Raw genomic sequence first — 18922 nt, 5'->3', positions numbered from 1 at the left:
GATTGAAGGCGCCAAGCAACGCCATAATAGTCACGTTAATAACTATTACCCAGCAGGATAATGGCACCCAGTTAACTGAAACATTCCCATTACGCCATTCAACGGGCCAAAATTTCATTGCAATATCCTTTTACACGTGTGCTTTTGAAAAACGCCTGGCTTTGGAATGAGCCTGGCCCATTGCGGTAGGCAATAAGGCTACTTCCCCCGCCCCTCAATAATAATTTTCAGAGTGTAGAGCAGCACCCGGAAGTCCATGGCCAGGCTCATGTTCTCGATGTAGAGAATGTCGAATTTCAGGCGCTCCACCATTTGCGGCACCGTTTCGGCGTAGCCGTACTTCACCTGGCCCAGGGAGGTGAGGCCGGGCCGCACCCGGTGCAGGTGGCGGTAGTGCGGGGCCAGCTGCATGATCTGGTCGATGAAAAACTGCCGCTCCGGGCGCGGCCCTACAATGCTCATGTCGCCCTTAATCACGTTCCAGAACTGGGGCAGCTCATCGAGGCGCACTTTGCGCATGAACCGGCCCCAGGGCGTAATGCGGGGGTCGTGGTCGGAGCTCAGGGCCGGGCCCTGCCGCTCCGCATCCACGTACATGGAGCGAAACTTATAGATGCGGAAGGGTTGGGCGTGCCGCCCAATGCGCTCCTGGGAGTAAAACACCGGGCCGGGCGAAGAAAGCTTGACCATCACGGCCGTAAAGGCGTACACGGGCCAGGCCAGCAGCAGAAACAGCACCGATAACACCACATCGAGCAGGCGCTTGAGCACCCGCTGCCAGGGCGGCAGCAGGTCCTGCTTGATTTCAATGAGCGGGGTCCCGAACACGTGGCTCACCTTCACCGAGCCCAGCAGCATCTGGTAAAGGTCGGGCAGGATGCTGACCCGGGCGGGCGTACCCTCCAGCAGGGTCAGGATTTCTTCGATAACCCGGTGCTCCGAGGGCTCAATGGCAATGATGATCTGCTCAACCTGCAGCACCCGAATCAGGGCGGGCAGGCGGCGGTAGGAGCCGCGGGCGGGCAGCTCGGCCGCCAGCGTTTCGTTTACTACCTCGCCCAGGGGCGTAAACCCCACCAGCTGCAGGCCCAGGTGCCGCCCGGTGCGGCGCAGTTCCTGGTAGGTGTCGCGGGCCAGGGCGCCGGAGCCGACCAGCAGGGTATTGAAGGTGATAACGCCGCCCCGCACTAGCCGCTGCACGCTGCTCACGGCCCACACCCGTAGCACGGCCGTGAGGGTGAAGTGCAGCAGAAAGTAGGCCGAAATGGTTTTGTAGTAGCTACGGTAGTTCTGCACGCCCTGGTCGTCGAGCAGCAGGGCAAAGAAGATGATAATGGCCCCCAGCACCGACACCTGCCCCAGCCGGATCAGCTCCGAGAGGCGCGACTTGCGAAAGATGTCGTTGTACTCCCCAATCAGGGCGTAGAGCGCCGTCCAGAACCCGGCAATCAGCAGGGCCGAACCGGAGAGAAAGGCCGCATCGGCCGCGAAACGGTAGTGGACGTTGATTTCCTGGAGCAGATACTTGCGCAGCAGAAAAAAGCACATCCACGCCAACAACGCCGCCCCGAAGTCGGCTCCTATCAGCTTCAGTTTTTGGAGAGTACGAATCAAGAGCGAGGAAACTATCCGGCCGGGCCGGCAATCGGGGTAATTTTATGGCCTAAAGCCGTAATTTCGCGCTCCATTCAAAACCCCGGGCCTGGGCGGCCCAGCTTCTCGGAGTCGCGCAAAGGTAGGAATTACCCGCAATCTGCGCAGAGGGCCTTTGCGGCCGCTCCGCCGGGCCTTGCCCCCTACCCGGAGTTGATTCCTTCTGCTCGTCTCATGCACGCCGATACCTACCGCCATCGTGGATTGCGCCGCACCCTGGTGGAGGAGCTGCGCCGCAAAGGCATCCGCGACGAGCGGGTGCTGGCGGCCATTGGCACGGTGCCGCGCCACTTGTTCTTCGAGACGGCCTTTCAGCCCCACGCCTACCAGGACAAGGCCTTTCCCATTGGCGAGGGCCAAACGATTTCGCAACCCTACACGGTGGCCTACCAAACCGAGCTGCTGCAGGTACAGCCCGGCGAGCGGGTGCTGGAAATCGGGACGGGCTCGGGCTACCAGTGCTGCGTGCTGCTGGAGCTCACCCCGCACGTGTTCAGCATTGAGTACAACCCGGTGCTGTTCGAGCGCACGGCCCGCCGCCTGGCCGCCCTGCAGCGCCCGGCCCATTTGTTCGGCGGCGACGGTTCCCTGGGCCTGCCCCAGCACGCCCCCTTCGATAAGATTCTGGTTACGGCCGGCTCCCCGGCCCTGCCGCGCCCCCTGCTGCGCCAGCTGCGCGTGGGCGGTGCCCTGGTCATTCCCGTCGGCGACGAACAAACCCAGCGCATGGTGCGCGTGGTGCGCGAAAGCGAGGAGGAATTTTCGCGCCAGGTGCTGGAGGAGTTTCGCTTCGTGCCCCTGCTGGGCCAGGCGGGCTGGAATAAGTGAGGTGGTGAAGTGGAAACTGGTGAAGTAGTGAGCTTGACGTTCTATCTGCGCAGTCAGGCCCGTCAGAACGACAAACTCACCACCGCACTACTTCACCATCTCACCACCTCCGTACCTTTGTCAAAATATTCAGACTATCTGCTCCTGCATGCTGCGCAAACAAAAGCCCGTTAAAGACTCCTTCGTTCGGATGACCGAACTGGTGCTGCCCAACGACACCAACACGCTCAACAACCTGATGGGGGGCCGCATGATGCACCTGATGGACGTGTGCGCGGCCATTTCGGCCCAGCGCCACTCCAACCGCATTGTGGTTACCGCCTCCGTTGATAACGTTTCGTTTCGGGAAGGTATCAAGCTCGGCAGCGTGGTAACGCTGGAAGCCCAGGTGACGCGCTCCTTCAGTTCCTCCATGGAAGTGCACATCAACGTGTGGGCCGAGGACATCCCAAGCGGCACTAAAATCAAGTCCAACGAGGCCTTCCTCACCTTCGTGGCCGTGGACCAGTCGGGCCGCCCGATTGACGTGCCGGAGGCCGTGGCGGAAAGCCCGGAGGAAATCGGCCTTTACGAAGGGGCCCTGCGTCGTCGCCAGCTGCGCCTGGTGCTGGGCGGGCGCATGAGCCCGCACGAAGCCACCGAGCTGAAGGCGCTCTTCAAGTTGGAATAACGCATTACTGCGGCCCCAGCAAGCCGCCAGATTCCTGTATTTTCGGTAGCCGCCCAAGTCGCAACCCCACGTATGGATACTGCCGCCACTCTGGCCTTCTTCCAGAACTTTTACACCGATGCCGCGCTGTACGTAGTGCCGGAGCCGGTTGCCAGCCCCACCGAAGCTACCAGCCCCGCGCTGACAGCCGCCCCGGCTGCTGTGGCTGCAGCGGCGGCCGCAACAACCAGGGTTCTGGACCAACTGCCTTCGTCCGGCAACCTACCGCAGCCCGGGGGGGCAGCCGCCGGTTCCAAGCCTACCCCACTGGTTCCGCCGGTTACTCTTCCCCCGGTTCCCGTAGCAGCCGTGGTTTCGCCTGCCCCCCTGGCGACCCCAGTTGCTACCCCACCGCCGGCGCCCGAAGCTCCGCGCCAGGCCACTACCCTCACCCTGGCCCAACTACCGGCCGCCGCGGCCGCCCCAGCCGGGCGCGTGCAGCCCACGCCTACCCAGTCGCCGGTGGCGCACATTCCGTTCTCTACGCTGGGTAGCAACGCCAATGGCTTGCTTATTCTGGTGCGCCTGCCCGCCGAGGAGTTTCGGAAGCTGCCCCGCAACGTGTTCCTCAACAACCTGCTGAAGGCTATCCGCCTGATTGTGGAGGACGTGGTGCTGGTGAACGTGGAACACCCTACCTACCCCGTGGCCCTGTGCAGCCTGCGCCAGCACCTGGCGGCCCGGCAGTTTCTGGCTTTCGGCAAAAACCTGCTCGACGTAGCCGTGTACACCACCCAGCCCTACGAGCCCGTGCTGCTGTTCGGCGATACGGCTTTTCTGAGCGCCAGCGAAATCAGTATGCTGGAGTACGATGCCGGCCGCAAAAAGCAGCTTTGGCAAGCCGTGCAGCGGATGTTTATGGCGTAGTTGGGGTCTTAACGTGTAGGTTCTTTTGGGAAATGGGTTACAAAAAAGCCTCGCCATTTCTTGGCGAGGCTTTTTACTGCTTGATAAATCCAGGATCCTAAAACTCCAAGACCCTACTACTTCAGCACCGAAGCCAAGGTAGCGTCCAGAGCCTCGCCGCGCAGGTTTTTAGCAATGATGCGGCCTTGCGGATCAAGCAGGTACGACTGCGGGATGGACTTGATGCCGTAAGTCTGGCCGGCGGCGCTTTCCCAGCCCTTCAGGTCGGAAACGTGGGTCCAGGTGAGCTTGTCGTTCTGGATAGCTTTCAGCCACTTACCCCGGTCCTGGTCAAAAGACACGCTATAAATCTCGAAGCCCTTGGCCTTGAACTTGTTGTAGGCCTTCACCACGTTGGGGTTTTCCTGGCGGCAGGGTCCGCACCAAGAGGCCCAGAAATCGATGAGCACGTACTTGCCCCGCAGGCTGCTCAGGGCTACGGCTTTCCCCTCGGGGCTGGGCAGGCTGATTTCCGGAGCCTGCACGCCTACAGCCGTGGTCCGCAAAGGCTCCAGACGAGCTACCAGGGCCTTGGTGAAGCGCGAATCCGGACGGTTTTTCTTCAGCACGTTCGCCACGGAATCGGCCAGGGCGAAGTTGTCGTCGGGGTTGATAATGCTGGTCACCACGAAGGCCGACACAACCGAGTTCGGGTTCTGGCGCACCAGGCGGGCCAGGCCGGCCGAGCCCTGGGTTTGCAGCGTCAGGGCCTTCTGTTGCAGCACGGCCAGTGAATCGCGGCGGTTTTGCTCGGCCGCCTGGTTAAAACGCTGCTCCAGGCGCTGCATCTGCTGGCGCGAGGTCTGCATGCTACGGCTGATTTGCTGGAGCAGGTCGGAGTCGGGCGAACCCTTCACCGTGTAGCTTTGGCTAAACTGCTGGGCATTGCCGGTCAGCTGCACCTGGCGGCCGTTTTCGAGGGCCACCAGCGCTTGGTTCTGCTCATCGAGCTTGACCTGGTAAATGCCGGCCTCGGGCAGGTTGCCGCTGAAGGTAAACTGGCCTTTGTCGTCCACTGTGGCCGTATCGCGCGACACAAACTGGGTTTCGCCCAACTCGGCCAGATACACCTTGGTGCCGGCTGGGGCATTCTGCAGCTGGCCCGTGAGCTGGTAGCTGCTGGCATCGGTAGCCGCTCCGGTGGCGCTGCTGGTGGGGGTGGTGTTTTTATTGCAGGCGTTGGTCATGCCCAGCAGGGCACCCACGTAGAGCAAGCTTTTCATCTTGGGCATCATTCGAAAAACAGACCGGTGGTGGCACCGGCACCGTGAGGCAATGGACGTAGAAACGGCCCGCAAGTTGCCGATTTTGGCTGGAATTGTAGTCGGGCTTCCTTCGGCCTACCTACACGCGGAGCGCGGGGTTTGGTTCCGGCCCTTGGCGTAAGCTTGCCGGCCGGCGGCTAATCCAGCGGCAGGTATTCTGCAATTTTCTGGCCCAGGGCCCGACCACGCAGATTGTGGGCTAGTACATGGCCCTCCGGGTCCAGCAGCACCGAGTACGGAATGGAACGAACCCCGTAGGCTTGTGCCGCGGTGCTCTGCCAGCCGCGCAGGTCCGAAACGTGGTGCCAGGTTAGCTCATCGGCGGCAATGGCCTGGTGCCACCGCGCCTTATTTACGTCCAACGACACGCTGTAAATCTCCAGCCCCCTACTGTGGAACTGCCCGTAGATTTTGCGCAGATTGGGGCTTTCGGCCCGGCAGGGCCCGCACCAGCTGGCCCAGAAATCAACGAGCACATACTTGCCGCGCAGGCTGCTCAGGGCCAACTTGCTGCCATTGAGCCCCGGCAGGTTAATATCCGGTGCTTCCGCGGCAGCCCGGGGTTTTGCAGCGGCGGCCGGGGTAGCAGTAGCTGCTGGCCGCTGGCAGCTACCGGCGCTCAGCAGCACCAGCAGCCCGACGAGGGGTTGACGCATCATAGGGGGTAGCAAATTCAAGCAAATACCATACAGAGTTCAGGATGCGGGGTGGAGCTAACTGGTAGCTCTACCCCCAAATCAGGGCTACAGAATCCTACCCCCAACTAAACACAAAACCACCAGCCGCCAGGCTAGTGGTTTTGTGGTGAAAGTAGCGCGAGCTAAGCGTCCAGCTTTTGGCGCAGCAGCTGGTTGGCTAGCTTGGGGTCGGCTTTGCCGCCGGTCAGCTTCATCAATTCGCCCATAAACATACCCGTCAGCGACTTTTTGCCGGCGCGGTACTCGGCTACTTTGGCCGGGTTAGCGTCCAGCACCTGCTGAATCATGGCCTCCAGCGCGCCGGCATCCGACTGCTGCAACAGCCCCTGGGCCTCCGCCGCGGCAGCCGCGGTTTGGGCGGAGTTTTCGAGCAGGTACGGAAACAGCTGCTTGCTGGCTACTGAGTGCCCTACCTTGTTTTCATCAATAAGCCCGATGATGTCGGCCAGGTGGCGGGGCGTGAGCGGGAACTGCTCCAGGGTTAGGGCGCGCTCGTTGAGGTAAGCTTTCACGGGGCCGGTAACCCAGTTGGCGGCCGCCTTGGCGTTCGGGGTCAGGCGCGTCAGCTCATCAAAGAACAGGGCTACGTCCTTGTCGGCGGTCAGTACGTTGGCATCGTAGTCGGAGAGGCCCAGCTCGCCGGTGAAACGGGCGTAGAGCTGCTGGGGCAGGGCCGGCAACTCGGCCTGCACGCGGTGCAGCCACTCATCATCAATAATCACCGGGGGCAGGTCGGGCTCCGGGAAGTAGCGGTAGTCGTTCATCGTTTCCTTGGAACGCTGGCCGCTGGTGGTACCGCTCTGGGCGTCGAAGCCGCGGGTTTCGCTGTCGATTATCTCGCCGGCTTCTACCAGGGCAATCTGCCGCTCAATCTCGTAGTCGATGGCGCGCTGCACGTTGCGGAAGGAGTTCATGTTCTTCACCTCCACCTTGGTACCGAACTGGTCGGCGCCTTTCAGCATCACCGAAATGTTGGCGTCGCAGCGCAGGGAGCCTTCCTCCATGTTGCCGTCGCAGATGCCCAGGTACTGCACCAGCTTCTTGATTTCGGCCAGGTAGGCGTAGGCTTCCTCCGAAGTCCGGATATCCGGCTCCGACACAATTTCAATGAGCGGCACGCCGGCCCGGTTCAGGTCCACCAGGGTTTCTACCTCCCCTGCCAGGTGCATGCTCTTGCCCGCGTCCTCCTCCATGTGGATGCGGGTGATGCCGATTTTCTTGGTCGAGCCGTCCGAGAGGCGGATTTCCACGTGGCCGCCGGTGCAGATGGGGGTTTTGTCCTGGGTAATCTGGTAGCCCTTGGGCAGGTCGGGGTAGAAGTAGTTTTTGCGGGCAAACAGGTTGTCGCGCCGGATCTGGCAGTTGGTGGCCAGCCCCATCTTCATGGCGTACTCCACGGCCGTGTAGTTTACGCGGGGCAGCGTACCGGGGTGGCCCAGGGTAATGACGCTGAGGTTGTTATTGGGCAGAGCGCCGTACTCGTTTTCGTCGGAGGAGTACATTTTGCTGCGCGTGAGCAGCTGGGCGTGTACTTCCAGACCAATAACGGGCTGGTATTTGGCTTTGAGGCTTTCGTCCATAGGGAATACGGGCCGGATTGACGGCCGAGGCTGCAAGATAAAACGTCGGGCTGAGAAAAAGGCCTATCAGCCGGCACGCGCTGCCCAGACCTACCCCTGGCCCCTACCTGGGGAATGGTCCCGAGAGTTGCACGAAGCTCCGCCGTAGCGTATGTTTAACCTCGTTTTTTCCCTTTCTCTCACCATTACCCGCACCGTATGCGCAATTTTACCCTGTTTTTATCTTATTCCCGCTGGCTTGTCGCTACCTGCTTCGGGCTTGGACTGCTGCTGGCTCCCGCCCTGGGCCGGGCTGGTGGCCCCCTGCCCTCTCTGGCTGAAGCCCTGACCGCCAGCGGTACCCTGCGCCCCGGCGCCGCTGGCTCCTTTGACGCCCGCGGATTTACGCTGCTGCCCGGCGCCCACGGCCGGCCCGTATTTCAGCCCGCGGCCCCAGCCGGCCCCGGCGACGAGAAGTGGCTCGATGGGTTTGGGCTGCCCAACGCCAGCGGCCCGATTCATGCCGTGGCCGTAAGCGGAGGCTTGGTGTACGTGGGCGGAAACTTCAGCTCCGTGGGCGGGGTAGCCGCCAGCAACATTGCCCGCTGGGACGGCCAGCACTGGCGCCCGGTGGGTGCGGGCGTGAACGGGGCAGTGAATGCTCTGGCCGTAAGCGGCACTACCCTCTACGTAGGAGGCAGCTTCACGCAGGCCGGGGGCGCCGCGGCCAACCGCGTGGCCCGCTGGACCGGCTCGGGCTGGGAAGCCCTGGGCATGGGCCTGAACAACCCCGTCAGTGCCCTGGCCGTGAGCGGCTCCGAGGTGTACGTGGGCGGGCAGTTCACGGAAGCCGGCGGCAACTCAGCCGCCTACGTGGCCCGCTGGAACGGCACGAGCTGGAGCCCCCTGGGCACCGGCCTCAACGCCGATGTAAACGCCCTGGCGGTAAGTGGCGCGGAGGTGTATGCCGGTGGCCGCTTTACCCAGGCCGGGGGTGTCCCCGCGGCCGCCCTGGCTCGCTGGAACGGCACGAGCTGGAGCGCTCTGGGCGCGGGCCTGAACAATACGGTGTACGCCCTGGCCCTGGTGGGGAATGAGGTGTATGCGGGCGGGAGCTTTACCCAGGCCGGGGGCACGGCCGCCAACCGCGTAGCCCGCTGGGATGGCAGCAGCTGGAGCCCCCTGGGCGCGGGCGTTAACCAGCCCGTGTACGCCCTGAGCATCCAGGGTACCGAGGTGCTGGCAGCGGGGTACTTCACCGAGGCGGGCGGTTCCGCCGCCCCCGGCCTGGCCCGCTGGAACGGCGCGGCCTGGAGCCCCCTGGGCACCGGGCTGGAAGCCGGCGAGCTACGGGCCCTGGCCGTGGCAGGCGGTGAGGTGTACGCCGCCGGACAGTTTCCCATGTCCAGCAGTGTGGCCCGCTACAGCGCGGGCCGCTGGAGCCGCCTGGGCGCGGGCCTGAACGGCAGCCTCAACGCGGTGGTTGTCAGCGGCACGGAGGTGTACGCAGGCGGCAGCTTTACGGCCGCGGGTGGGGTAGCCGCCAACCGGGTGGCCCGTTGGAACGGCAGCAGCTGGAGCCCCCTGGGCGCGGGCCTGAGCGGCGGCGAGGTGCAGGCCCTGGCCGTGAGCGGCTCTCTGCTCTACGCGGGCGGCAGCTTCACCCAGGCGGGCAGCACGCCTGTTAATGGCCTGGCTATGTGGGACGGCACAAGCTGGAGCGCCGTGGGCGGGGGCGTTAATGGCCCCGTAAATGCCCTGCTGGTCAACGGCCCCGAACTCTACGTGGGCGGTAGCTTCAGCCAGGCCGGCACGGTAGCCGCCAGCAACCTGGCCCGCTGGAACGGCACGGCCTGGAGCGCCGTAGGCGGAGGCCTGAACAATACGGTGCGGGCCCTGGCCCTGAATGGCGCCGACGTGTACGCGGCGGGCAGCTTCACCCAGGCCGGCTCGGTGGCTGCTAACCGGGTAGCCCGCTGGAATGGCACGGCCTGGGCCGGCCTGGGCAGTGGCCTCGACGGCAACGTGAATGCTTTGGCCGTGAGCGGCTCCACGCTGTACGCGGGGGGCTTCTTCTCCACGGCCGGCTCGGTGGCTGCCAGTAACGTGGCCCAGTGGAACGGCACGGCCTGGAGTAGCGTGGGCAGTGGCGTGAGTAGCACAGTTTCGACGCTGCTGGTGCAAGGCCCCAACCTGTACGTGGGCGGCCTGTTCACTCAGGCCGGGGGCGCATCCGCCAACCGGGTAGCCCGCTGGAACGGCAGCGGCTGGAGCGCCCTCGGCTCGGGCCTCAATGGCATTGTGCGGGCCCTGGCCCTGCGCCCCACCAACGAGCTGATGGTAGGCGGCGACTTCGCCGAGCTGGGCGATGGCAGCAAGCCCGCCTCCTACCTGGCCGTGTATGCCACCGACCCCGTGGTGACCGGCACGCGCCCGGCGGCCCTGGCTTCCCTGGCCCTCTACCCCAACCCGGCCCAGCACACGGCCACCTTGCGCCTGGCCCCGGCCGCCTACCCCCGCACCGTGCAGCTGCTCGATGCGCTGGGTCGCCCGGTGCGGTGCTTTACTCTCCCGGCCCGCGCCACCGAGCTGCCCTTGCCTCTGCAGGGGCTACCGACCGGGCAATATGGGGTCCGGTGCGAGGAAACCTACGGGCACCTGCTGGTGAACTAGCGCTGGCCTACCCTCTCCCCTTCAACCACCAAGCGCCTGCTCCTTTCGGGGCAGGCGCTTGCGTTTACGGGTCCGGCCAGACCAGCCCCCGGCGTCAACTGCCCGGGCCGTTCACCAGTTCAGCGTCATCATTCCGCTCGCTCCGCACAAGTCAGCCACACTAGTCGTTAAACACCGGAATGTAGGTTGCCTGAAAAGCGTTGCCGGCCTGGTTGTAGGCCTGGGCCAGCTTCTGGTTCTGGGTGTTGTAGAGGTTGATAAAGCCGTTGAACTTGTCAGCGTCGGCTTTGGTAAGAGCGTCTTTGCGCTCCAGCAGCTCTTTCATCTGGGCGGCCTGGGTGGCGGCGAAGCCGGCGTAGAATTTCACCAGGTTGCGGGCCGCGTCGCGGTAGCGGGCGTCTTTGCCCCGAAAGGCCGGAATGGCCGTTAGCTCGGTGGTAGCAGTTTTGGAATCGCCTACCAGCTGCACGCGGGCAGCTTCGAAAGCGGCCGGGTCCTGGGCGCTGAGGGCGTCGGTGAGCTTGGCCGTGGCTTTTTCAATCCGAAACTGGGCCAGGTACACCTTGTGCTGGTAGCTATTCACTTCCGACACCTGCCGCATATACTCGGCCAGGCGCTTGCCCTCAGGATCGGCGGAAATGGTCATGTTATGGCGCCGGGCGAAGCGGCGCTGGGCCGCATCCACTGAGTCGTTGACCACTTGCAGCTTGGCTTCGGCAATTTCCTGGAGCTTAAAGTATTGCTCCATGTTTTCGACGGTGGCCGTGCGGGTAGCCGCCATCATATCCACGGCCTTGTAGTCCTCTGAGTACACTTTCAAGAGCTGGTAAAATGCCTCGGTGGTTTGCTCCTTGAAACCCTTGTCGTCCTTGAACGCGGGCATTTTGGCCACTTTATTCAGGGAGGCTTCCGTCTGTTTGATCAGGTCCTGACGCTTGGCGTCAATCTTCTTCTCGTTATCCGAGTGGGCCGATTTGCTGATGTAGCGCAGGTTTTTCTTGAGCATGGCCCGCTGCTCACTCACAATAAAGTTGTTGTAGGCGCCGGGGTCGGTGAAGGTCTGGGCCTGGGTGAGGGTAGCAAGGCCAGTCAGCAGGCCCGCGGTAATCAGGAGGGTAGAAAAGCGCATAGAATACGGGTAAGGGTAATAGTGTCTACTCTATTGCCTAAACATTAAAGCTTTCAGATTTCAGGCAGTCCTTAATGAATTTTTTATGCGCATTAAGGTTATTAATAACCTGCTGCACGTCTACTAGCTCTCCATCTTTACCGAGCCAATTTTGTCGATCTACTATAGCTACTGTTCGCCAAGTTCCTTTATGCACATATCGGTTCGGGCGTCTAATAGCTTGGATGCTAGCATCTGTTGATTTTTGAGCATTTTTTAACAGAACACTCTGCCAAGTATCTTGAATTTTATCTAGGTCTAGGGCCTCCAAATCAACCTCGGCATCTTCTGGATTAAAGCTGATTTTGTAGCATAGTTTTTCTTCCTCAAGTTGAGCGTATACGCATACACCCCGCCAGCCGTGCCAATTCAGTAGAGCATTCTGGAACCCACCAGCAGGGTTAGCTACATAATGCCAACGGATAATTGCCTCATTTTCATCCAGCATCGTGAATAAACCAACCCAATCACTGGGATGCCAGTGCTGTATTCCAATCTGCTTGTCCTCAAATTCACGGAAGGTTTTTTCGATTAACTCCAGCCGTGACTTATAATCTTGTAAAATGTGATTCTGAACATTGGTGTGCTCACTAAGCATTCCAATAATCTGTTTGCGGGAAACAATTCTAAATCCCTTAGCTCTTACATTTTTGAGAGTATTAGATGACTCATTACCCGTTTTAAGATATACACACCTCAACTCACATCCAGTAGTTTGACACCGGTCGGCTGCTATTTTCTGATAATTAGTCAGCTGTTCCGAATGCTCTGCGCTGTGAATTTTATCCTCAATAACCAATAAATAACGCCCTTCAGTTGTTACTATCTCAGCTGTCACATCAATTTTCTTCCATTGTAGCTCTACTGCCACCGATTGAATAATCAATTGTTGCTGCTTTCCTTCTGTGCCTAGTAGCATCTGCACAAAGTCCAAAGCACAGTGATGCAGATCTTTATCGTGAATTAGATTGCCTGGATTAGCCCAGTCCAATAGCCAGGCTATAAAAGCATCCTGACTTAATTCCTTTGTCGCGTACTGAAAAATGTTAGGCTTCATTCGTGTAACAAAAAATAGTTGAAGCGCTAAAGCTAAACTTAAAAAGCATTGGGCACTTCTCTAATGTAAGAGGAGCGCCCAAAATGTTTGGTGTCAATATGTAATTACGCCAGCTTCTCGACTACCAAGGCCTCAGCCTTCCCGACAGCAGCCCCTAGGCCACCTAGGTTCTTGCCGCCGGCCGTGGCGAAGAACGGCTGCCCGCCGCCCCCGCCCTGGATTTCCTTGGCCAGCTCGCGCACCAACTGGGAAGCGTTGAGCTTGCCGCCTTTGGCTAGCTCGTCGTCGAGCATGACGGCCAGCTGGGGCTTACCGTCGATTTCGGCGCCGAGTACGGCTACCAGGTTGGGCACCGCCTGGCGCAGGTTGAAGGCCAGGGTTTTGAGCGCGTCGGCGGAGGTAGCCTGCACCTGGGCCGCCAGGAAGCTCACGCCGTTGAGGGGCTTCACCTGGCCTACCAGCTGATCTTTCTGCTGGTTGATGCTCTGCTGGGCAAACTGCTCAATCTGCTTACGCAGGCCGGCAATTTCCTCGGTTTGCTTCTCGATGCTGGGGATGAGGTGCTGGGGATTACCCAGCGCCTCGCGCACTTGGCCCAGCAGATCCAGCTGCTGGTTTACGAAGGCTTCGGCAGCTTCGGCCGTTACGGCCTCTATGCGGCGCACGCCCGCGCCTACCGCGCTTTCCGAGGTAATCTTGAAGAAGCCAATGTCGCCGGTGGTGCGCACGTGGGTGCCGCCGCAGAGTTCCACCGAGAACTCACGGTCGAAGGTGATGACGCGCACAAACTCGCCGTATTTCTCGCCGAACAGGGCGGTAGCACCCAGGGCTTTGGCCTCGTCGATGGGCACGTTGCGGCGCTCATCCAGCGGAATCTGCTCTCGGATTTTGCGGTTCACGATGGTTTCCACCTGCCGCAGCTGGTCGTCGGTTACTTTGGTGAAGTGCGAGAAGTCGAAGCGCAGCAGCTTCTCGTTCACGAGCGAGCCTTTCTGGGCTACGTGGGTGCCTACTACCTCGCGCAGGGCAGCCTGCAGCAAGTGGGTGGCGGTGTGGTTACGACGGATCTGGTCGCGGCGGGCGTGGTCCACTTCGGCGCTGAAGTCAGCGTCCAGGTCCTGGGGCAGATCCAGCACGGTGTGCACGATGAGGTCGTTTTCCTTTTTCGTGTCGAGCACGCGCACCTTGCTCAGGGGTGACACCAGGTAGCCCGTGTCGCCAATCTGCCCGCCCGACTCAGCGTAGAATGGCGTTTGGTCGAGCACCACCTGGTACTCGGTTTTGCCTTTGCGGTCGGTGCGGCGGTAGCGCAGGATGCGCGCCGGGGCCTGCTCCTGGTCATAGCCCACGAAAGCGGGCTGCTCTTCCGATTCGGTTACGATGGTCCAGTCGCTCTGCTCCGCTTCCTGGGCGTTGCGGGAGCGGTTTTTCTGGGCGTCCAGCTCTTTCTTGAAGCCTTCTTCATCCACCGTCAGGCCTTTTTCGCGGGCAATGAGGGCGGTGAGGTCCAGGGGGAAACCGAAGGTATCCGACAGCTCGAATGCGGTTTTGCCATCAATGCGGTTGCCGTTCTGGCGGAAGCCTTCTTCCAGCGTTTCGAGGCGGCGCAGACCGTTTTCCAGGGTTTTCAGGAAGGCAATTTCCTCTTCCTCAATCACCCGCTGCACGAATTGCTGCTGCTGCTTGAGCTCGGGGAAGATGCTCGCCATCTGGTCGGCCAGTACGGGGACCAGCTTGTAGAGGAAGGGCTGCTTCTGGTTCAGCGAGGAGAAGGCGTAGCGCACGGCGCGGCGCAAGATGCGGCGAATCACGTAGCCGGCCTTCACGTTGCTGGGCAGCTGCCCGTCAGCAATGGTGAAGCTGATGGTCCGGATGTGGTCGGCAATAACCCGGATGGCAATGTCCGTTTTCTCGTTCTCGGTAGCCGGCTGGTCATTCACGGTGGCAGGCGCCGTGCCGTGGTACTGCAGGCCGGCCTCGGCGGCAATGAACTGGATGAGGGGCTGGAATACGTCGGTGTCGTAGTTCGATTTCACGCCCGACACGGCCATCATCAAACGCTCGAAGCCCATGCCCGTATCTACGTTCTGCTGAGGCAGTTTTAGCAGCGACTTGTCGGCGCGGCGCTCGAACTCCATGAACACGTTGTTCCAGATTTCGACTACCTGCGGGTGGTCGGCGTTGACCAGCTCGGCGCCGCCCTTCTGGGCTACCTCGGCCTCGTCGCGCAGGTCGATGTGGATTTCGGTGCAGGGGCCGCAGGGGCCGGTATCACCCATCTCCCAGAAGTTATCCTTCTTGTTGCCGGGCAGAATCCGGTCGTCGGAGGTGTACTGGCGCCACAGTTCCTGGGTCTCGGTGTCAGGGCCCAGGCCGTCGCCTTGGTCGCCCTCGAAGTAGGTCACGTAGAGGCGGTCTTTGGGCAGCTTGTACACTTCCGTGAGCAGCTCCCAGGCCCAGGCAATGGCGTCCTTCTTGAAATAATCCCCAAACGACCAGTTGCCGAGCATCTCGAACATGGTGTGGTGGTAGGTGTCGTAGCCCACCTCTTCCAGGTCGTTGTGCTTGCCCGATACGCGCAGGCACTTCTGAGTATCAGCAATGCGCTTGAAGGGTGCGGGCTTGTTGCCGAGGAAGTAATCCTTGAACGGGGCCATGCCCGAGTTGATGAACAGCAGCGTGGGGTCGTCCTTCACCACAATGGGCGCCGAGGGCACAATGTGGTGGCCTTTGGAGGCGAAGAAATCCAGGAACTGCTGGCGGACGTGGCTGGCGGTAGGAAGTGACATGAGGGAGGTATAAGGATGCGCCACACCAGTGGCGGCAACAATTTTAGCTACTTTGCCGATGCGGAAACCCAGCTGGCCGGGCCCGAAGGGCATTTGCTGCCAAAGGTAGCCACTTCGCCCGGAAGTGGAAGCAGTGCTTATTGAGGCTTTTCGCACGGTTTCGCCCGAACGTCCTGTCGAGCTGGTCGAGACATCTCGCGGGCTGACGCTGGAGTGGTAACCCGCTATACAAGCACGTCATCCTGAGCTTGCGAAGGACCTTACCCCGCGTGAACGACTGGCCTAGCTTCTCGTGCTGACGTGACAAGGTCCTTCGCAGGCTCAGGATGACAGGCTATATACTGTTCTAGGCCAGTTTAATTAGCACCACAACGTCAGCCCGCGAGATGTCTCGACCAGCTCGACAGGACGGTCTATTAATTCCTTTTCTGTTCACCTCATGAAAACACCTTTCCTTGTGCGCCACCCTATTTCCTACCCCCGCCTGCTGCTCAAACTGCTGCTGGTGTGGCTGTGCCTGCCCGCTCCTGCCAAGGCGCAAACCGCGCGTCAGCCTACCCCCGACCAAATAGCCCAGTCTATCGGCCGTAAAAAGCAGAAAATCGGGAAGATGCTGGGGGCTGATATTTCCTTCCTACCCCAGCTGGAAGCCCGGGGCATCAGGTTCTCCGACAAAGGCCAGGAGAAGGACGCCATGGAGATTCTTAAGGACCACGGCTTTAACTACGTGCGCCTGCGCCTGTTTCACAACCCGGCGGCCGACAGCGGCTATGCCCCCAAGCAAGGCTTCTGCGACCTGGCCCACACCCAGCAAATGGCCACGCGCATCAAGAAAGCCGGCCTGAAATTCCTGCTCGACTTCCATTACAGCGACACCTGGGCCGATCCGCAGAAGCAGTTCAAGCCCGAGGCCTGGAAAGACCTGCACGGCGCCCAGCTCACTCAGGCTGTGCACGACTACACCCGCGACGTGCTGCTGGCCCTCAAGGCCCAGGGCACTCCGCCCGACATGGTGCAGGTGGGCAACGAAATCAACCACGGCCTGCTCTGGCCCGACGGCGACATCCACAGCGCCGACAGCGTAGCCCGCCTCGACAACCTGGCCGAGCTGCTGAAAGCCGGCGTTGCGGCCGTGCGCGAAACCACCCCGCAAAGCCTTATCATGATGCACATTGCCCTGGGAGGGCAGAACGAACAGTCGCGGTATTGGCTCGATAATATGTTCTCCCGCGGCGTTACCTGCGACGTTATCGGCCAGTCGTACTACCCCAAGTGGCACCGCACCCTGCCCGATCTGCAGCGCAACCTCACCGACCTGGCTGCCCGCTACCCCCAGGATGTGGTGGTAGTGGAGTATTCGGAGCGGAAGCGTGAAGTGAACGACATTGCTTTCAGTCTGCCGGGCAACAAGGGCAAGGGCACCTTCATTTGGGAGCCGCTCAACACCTGGGAGCAGATTTTCGACAAGGAAGGCAAGGCCAACGAGCTGCTGCCCATCTATGACGAGGTAAGCCGCAAGCATAAAGTGAAGTAGTGGCCTAGTGCCCAGCCGGCGCTCATCGCCTGCCCAAACGGTAGCTGTGCTGCGTGGGGGTAGGCGGTTGGCGCCGGTTTTGCTTTATTTGTAATCAGGCTTTCGGCCGGCCCCTTCACTTTGTGCTGCTACCCCTCCTATGCCTTATAAAGAGCGCGACATCGAAAAACAGTATTTCACCATTGGTGAGGTAGCGGCTCAGTTCAATGTAGCACCTTCCCTGATTCGGTTCTGGGAGACGGAGTTTGAGGAGCTGCGTCCGCGCAAAAGCAAGAAGGGCAACCGCCTCTACACGCCCCAGGATATCGACACGTTCCGCACCATTTACCATCTGGTGAAGGAGCGCGGCTACACCATCCCCGGCGCCCGCGACATGCTCAAGCAGAAAGGCCCCCAGCTCAAGGAAAAAATCGACGTGATTCAGAGCCTGGAGCGGGTCCGCAAATTCATGGTGACGATGAAAAAGGAGTTGGATGCTATTGGCAAGGCGCAGCAGGGATAGAAAATGGAATCTATCCTACTTATTGCTGAAAAGGCAGCCTTGTTACCTGCTTTCAAAGAATCTATCCAAAAGGTCTTTCCGTGTGGTGTAATTACTGATCAGCCGGGTTTAACTGGCTTCGCCGTTCAGATTAAGGGAGCAAACCGGCTTTATGTAGATTATTACGGCACCTCACTAAGCGTTATACTTGGGTGGACCGAAGATGAGCTTGCATTAATAGCCCACCATTTTCCGGCCGGATTTCATTTATATAATATTCACTACCGAAGCCTCGAGACTATAAAAAAGGTAATTATAGAAGTTGCAGCATCTCAAAAAATACTGATTGACAATGATTTTGGCACATTTCTGACAGCTAATAGCTTTGTATCCATGCTCATGCGAAATCCTCATTGGGACTGGCGGAATGATAATCCTAGAGTATAGCTAAGCCGTTAATATGCCTATTTCTACCCCCGACGATACCCTTATTCACGAAATTGCCCTCACCCTTTTCCCCAACATCGGGCCGCAGCTGACGCGGCAGCTGATGAGCTACGGGGGCTCGGCCAAGAACGTGCTGCACCTGCCGCCGGGCAAGCTGCGCAAGATTCCGGGGGTAGGCCCCGCCACCGTGGCCATCCTGACCGGGGCTGAGCGCACCGCCGCCCTGAACCAAGCCGAAGCTGCCCTGCGCAAAGCCGAGAAAGAGGGCGTGCAGATTCTCTTCTATACCAGCAAGCAGTTTCCCAGCCGCCTCAAGCAGCTGCCCGACGCACCTACCCTGCTCTACTACCAGGGCACCGCCGACCTGAACCACCCCAAAACGGTGGCCCTGGTAGGCACCCGCCAAGCCACCGACTACGGCCGGGAGCAAACTGAGAAGCTGGTGAAAGGCATTGCCTCCCACCAGCCCCTTATCATCAGCGGCCTGGCCTACGGCATTGACATTGCCGCCCACCGCGCCGCCTTGCAGGAAGGGCTGGAAACCATTGGCGTGATGGCCACGGGCCTGGACAAGCTCTACCCCCCGGCTCACCGCAAAACCGCCGAGAAGATGCTCACGCAGGGTGGCCTGCTCACGGAGTTTCCTTTCGGCACCCAGCCCGATAAGTATAACTTCCCCGCCCGGAACCGCATCATTGCCGGCCTCGCCGATGGCACCGTGGTAATAGAAGCCGCGAAGAAAGGCGGCGCCCTCATCACGGCCGACCTAGCCCAGGGCTATAACCGCGACGTGCTGGCCGTGCCGGGCCCGCTGGGCTCGCCAGCCTCCGAAGGCTGCCACGAGCTCATCAAAACCAACAAGGCCGCGCTGTATTCCGAGCCCAAAGACCTGGAAGAGCTGCTGAACTGGGATGCGGCCCTGCACCTGCAGGGCAAGTTCCGGGGCCCTACCCCCTACGATCCGGCGGACTTCACGGCGGAAGAGTTTCAGCTGATTGCCGTGCTGCAGGCCGCCACTGGCCGCGAAGAGCACCTCGACACCCTCGCCTGGAAGGCGCAGCAGCCCGTTCATGCCGTAGCGTCGCTGTTGCTTGGGCTAGAGTTTCGGACCGTCATCAAGGCATTGCCGGGTAAGCGGTTTGCGCTGGTATAACT

Annotated in this window: 15 protein-coding genes; 8 read left to right on the top strand and 7 right to left on the bottom strand. The window is 60.6% G+C overall.

Features of this window, described 5'->3' with window-relative positions; genetic code table 11:
• Positions 1-198: 198 nt before the first annotated feature.
• Positions 199-1614 (bottom strand): sugar transferase, encoded by a 1416-nt coding sequence (locus tag GGU46_RS12510; RefSeq protein WP_246398990.1) that lies wholly within the window; start codon positions 1612-1614, stop codon positions 199-201.
• Positions 1615-1827: 213 nt separating this feature from the next.
• On the opposite strand from GGU46_RS12510, the gene GGU46_RS12505 reads away from it, so the two are divergent.
• The 3 genes from GGU46_RS12505 to GGU46_RS12495 all read left to right on the top strand — a co-directional run bounded on the left by GGU46_RS12505 (position 1828) and on the right by GGU46_RS12495 (position 4057).
• On the top strand, positions 1828-2481 hold the full coding sequence (locus tag GGU46_RS12505; protein ID WP_183403867.1) for a protein-L-isoaspartate(D-aspartate) O-methyltransferase: 654 nt from the start codon (positions 1828-1830) through the stop codon (positions 2479-2481).
• Between the two features lie 148 nt (positions 2482-2629).
• Positions 2630-3151 (top strand): acyl-CoA thioesterase, encoded by a 522-nt coding sequence (locus GGU46_RS12500; protein WP_183403866.1) that lies wholly within the window; start codon positions 2630-2632, stop codon positions 3149-3151.
• Between the two features lie 72 nt (positions 3152-3223).
• A complete protein-coding gene (locus GGU46_RS12495) occupies positions 3224-4057 on the top strand; it encodes a hypothetical protein (protein ID WP_183403865.1) in 834 nt (277 codons plus the stop codon).
• Between the two features lie 116 nt (positions 4058-4173).
• Here GGU46_RS12495 and GGU46_RS12490 read toward each other — a convergent pair whose 3' ends face one another.
• The 3 genes from GGU46_RS12490 to gatB form a co-directional block, all read right to left on the bottom strand.
• Positions 4174-5319 carry a TlpA disulfide reductase family protein gene (locus tag GGU46_RS12490; protein WP_184094008.1) on the bottom strand — a complete coding sequence of 382 codons (1146 nt, stop codon included), beginning with the start codon at positions 5317-5319 and terminating at the stop codon, positions 4174-4176.
• A gap of 179 nt (positions 5320-5498) precedes the next feature.
• Complete coding sequence (locus GGU46_RS12485) at positions 5499-6020, bottom strand: peroxiredoxin family protein (RefSeq protein ID WP_183403863.1); 522 nt, start codon at positions 6018-6020, stop codon at positions 5499-5501.
• A gap of 161 nt (positions 6021-6181) precedes the next feature.
• The gene (gene gatB, locus GGU46_RS12480; protein WP_183403862.1) at positions 6182-7639 is read right to left on the bottom strand and encodes an Asp-tRNA(Asn)/Glu-tRNA(Gln) amidotransferase subunit GatB; all 1458 of its coding nucleotides are present in this window, start codon (positions 7637-7639) and stop codon (positions 6182-6184) included.
• Between the two features lie 198 nt (positions 7640-7837).
• Here gatB and GGU46_RS12475 point away from each other — a divergent pair, with 198 nt between their 5' ends.
• Entirely contained in the window at positions 7838-10291 is a 2454-nt protein-coding gene (locus GGU46_RS12475) for a T9SS type A sorting domain-containing protein (protein ID WP_183403861.1), read from the top strand.
• Between the two features lie 160 nt (positions 10292-10451).
• Here the strand turns inward: GGU46_RS12475 and GGU46_RS12470 are convergent, their stop codons facing one another.
• The 3 genes from GGU46_RS12470 to alaS form a co-directional block, all read right to left on the bottom strand.
• Positions 10452-11420 carry an LIC11966 family surface protein gene (locus GGU46_RS12470; protein ID WP_183403860.1) on the bottom strand — a complete coding sequence of 323 codons (969 nt, stop codon included), beginning with the start codon at positions 11418-11420 and terminating at the stop codon, positions 10452-10454.
• A 37-nt stretch (positions 11421-11457) separates the two neighbouring features.
• Positions 11458-12516: a PD-(D/E)XK nuclease family protein gene (locus tag GGU46_RS12465; protein WP_183403859.1), complete on the bottom strand. Its 1059-nt coding sequence runs from the start codon at positions 12514-12516 to the stop codon at positions 11458-11460.
• A 104-nt stretch (positions 12517-12620) separates the two neighbouring features.
• Positions 12621-15305 (bottom strand): alanine--tRNA ligase, encoded by a 2685-nt coding sequence (gene alaS, locus GGU46_RS12460; protein WP_183404278.1) that lies wholly within the window; start codon positions 15303-15305, stop codon positions 12621-12623.
• Between the two features lie 439 nt (positions 15306-15744).
• Between alaS and GGU46_RS12455 the strand changes: the two genes are divergently transcribed.
• From GGU46_RS12455 to dprA, 4 genes are all read left to right on the top strand, one after another.
• Positions 15745-16839 carry a glycoside hydrolase family 53 protein gene (locus GGU46_RS12455; RefSeq protein ID WP_183403858.1) on the top strand — a complete coding sequence of 365 codons (1095 nt, stop codon included), beginning with the start codon at positions 15745-15747 and terminating at the stop codon, positions 16837-16839.
• Between the two features lie 139 nt (positions 16840-16978).
• Entirely contained in the window at positions 16979-17341 is a 363-nt protein-coding gene (locus GGU46_RS12450; RefSeq protein WP_183403857.1) for a MerR family transcriptional regulator, read from the top strand.
• A gap of 3 nt (positions 17342-17344) precedes the next feature.
• The gene (locus GGU46_RS12445) at positions 17345-17767 is read left to right on the top strand and encodes a hypothetical protein (RefSeq protein ID WP_183403856.1); all 423 of its coding nucleotides are present in this window, start codon (positions 17345-17347) and stop codon (positions 17765-17767) included.
• A gap of 13 nt (positions 17768-17780) precedes the next feature.
• Positions 17781-18920, top strand: a complete 1140-nt coding sequence (gene dprA, locus GGU46_RS12440) for a DNA-processing protein DprA (protein ID WP_183403855.1) — start codon at positions 17781-17783, stop codon at positions 18918-18920.
• Positions 18921-18922: the final 2 nt, after the last annotated feature.

It is taken from the genome of Hymenobacter latericoloratus (assembly GCF_014199535.1).
Lineage (GTDB): Bacteria > Bacteroidota > Bacteroidia > Cytophagales > Hymenobacteraceae > Hymenobacter > Hymenobacter latericoloratus.
The sequence above is the reverse complement of the archived record's forward strand: the minus strand, read 5'-3'. Positions and strand labels throughout refer to the sequence as shown.

Bases quoted from the DNA above. Each gene is read 5' to 3' on its own strand.
- GGU46_RS12445 (WP_183403856.1), top strand. From the start codon at position 17,345: ATGGAATCTATCCTACTTATTGCTGAAAAGGCAGCCTTGTTACCTGCT.
- GGU46_RS12485 (WP_183403863.1), bottom strand. From the start codon at position 6,020: ATGATGCGTCAACCCCTCGTCGGGCTGCTGGTGCTGCTGAGCGCCGGT.
- gatB (WP_183403862.1), bottom strand. From the start codon at position 7,639: ATGGACGAAAGCCTCAAAGCCAAATACCAGCCCGTTATTGGTCTGGAA.
- GGU46_RS12505 (WP_183403867.1), top strand. From the start codon at position 1,828: ATGCACGCCGATACCTACCGCCATCGTGGATTGCGCCGCACCCTGGTG.
- GGU46_RS12500 (WP_183403866.1), top strand. From the start codon at position 2,630: ATGCTGCGCAAACAAAAGCCCGTTAAAGACTCCTTCGTTCGGATGACC.
- alaS (WP_183404278.1), bottom strand. From the start codon at position 15,305: ATGTCACTTCCTACCGCCAGCCACGTCCGCCAGCAGTTCCTGGATTTC.
- GGU46_RS12470 (WP_183403860.1), bottom strand. From the start codon at position 11,420: ATGCGCTTTTCTACCCTCCTGATTACCGCGGGCCTGCTGACTGGCCTT.
- dprA (WP_183403855.1), top strand. From the start codon at position 17,781: ATGCCTATTTCTACCCCCGACGATACCCTTATTCACGAAATTGCCCTC.
- GGU46_RS12475 (WP_183403861.1), top strand. From the start codon at position 7,838: ATGCGCAATTTTACCCTGTTTTTATCTTATTCCCGCTGGCTTGTCGCT.
- GGU46_RS12495 (WP_183403865.1), top strand. From the start codon at position 3,224: ATGGATACTGCCGCCACTCTGGCCTTCTTCCAGAACTTTTACACCGAT.
- GGU46_RS12450 (WP_183403857.1), top strand. From the start codon at position 16,979: ATGCCTTATAAAGAGCGCGACATCGAAAAACAGTATTTCACCATTGGT.
- GGU46_RS12465 (WP_183403859.1), bottom strand. From the start codon at position 12,516: ATGAAGCCTAACATTTTTCAGTACGCGACAAAGGAATTAAGTCAGGAT.
- GGU46_RS12455 (WP_183403858.1), top strand. From the start codon at position 15,745: ATGAAAACACCTTTCCTTGTGCGCCACCCTATTTCCTACCCCCGCCTG.
- GGU46_RS12490 (WP_184094008.1), bottom strand. From the start codon at position 5,319: ATGAAAAGCTTGCTCTACGTGGGTGCCCTGCTGGGCATGACCAACGCC.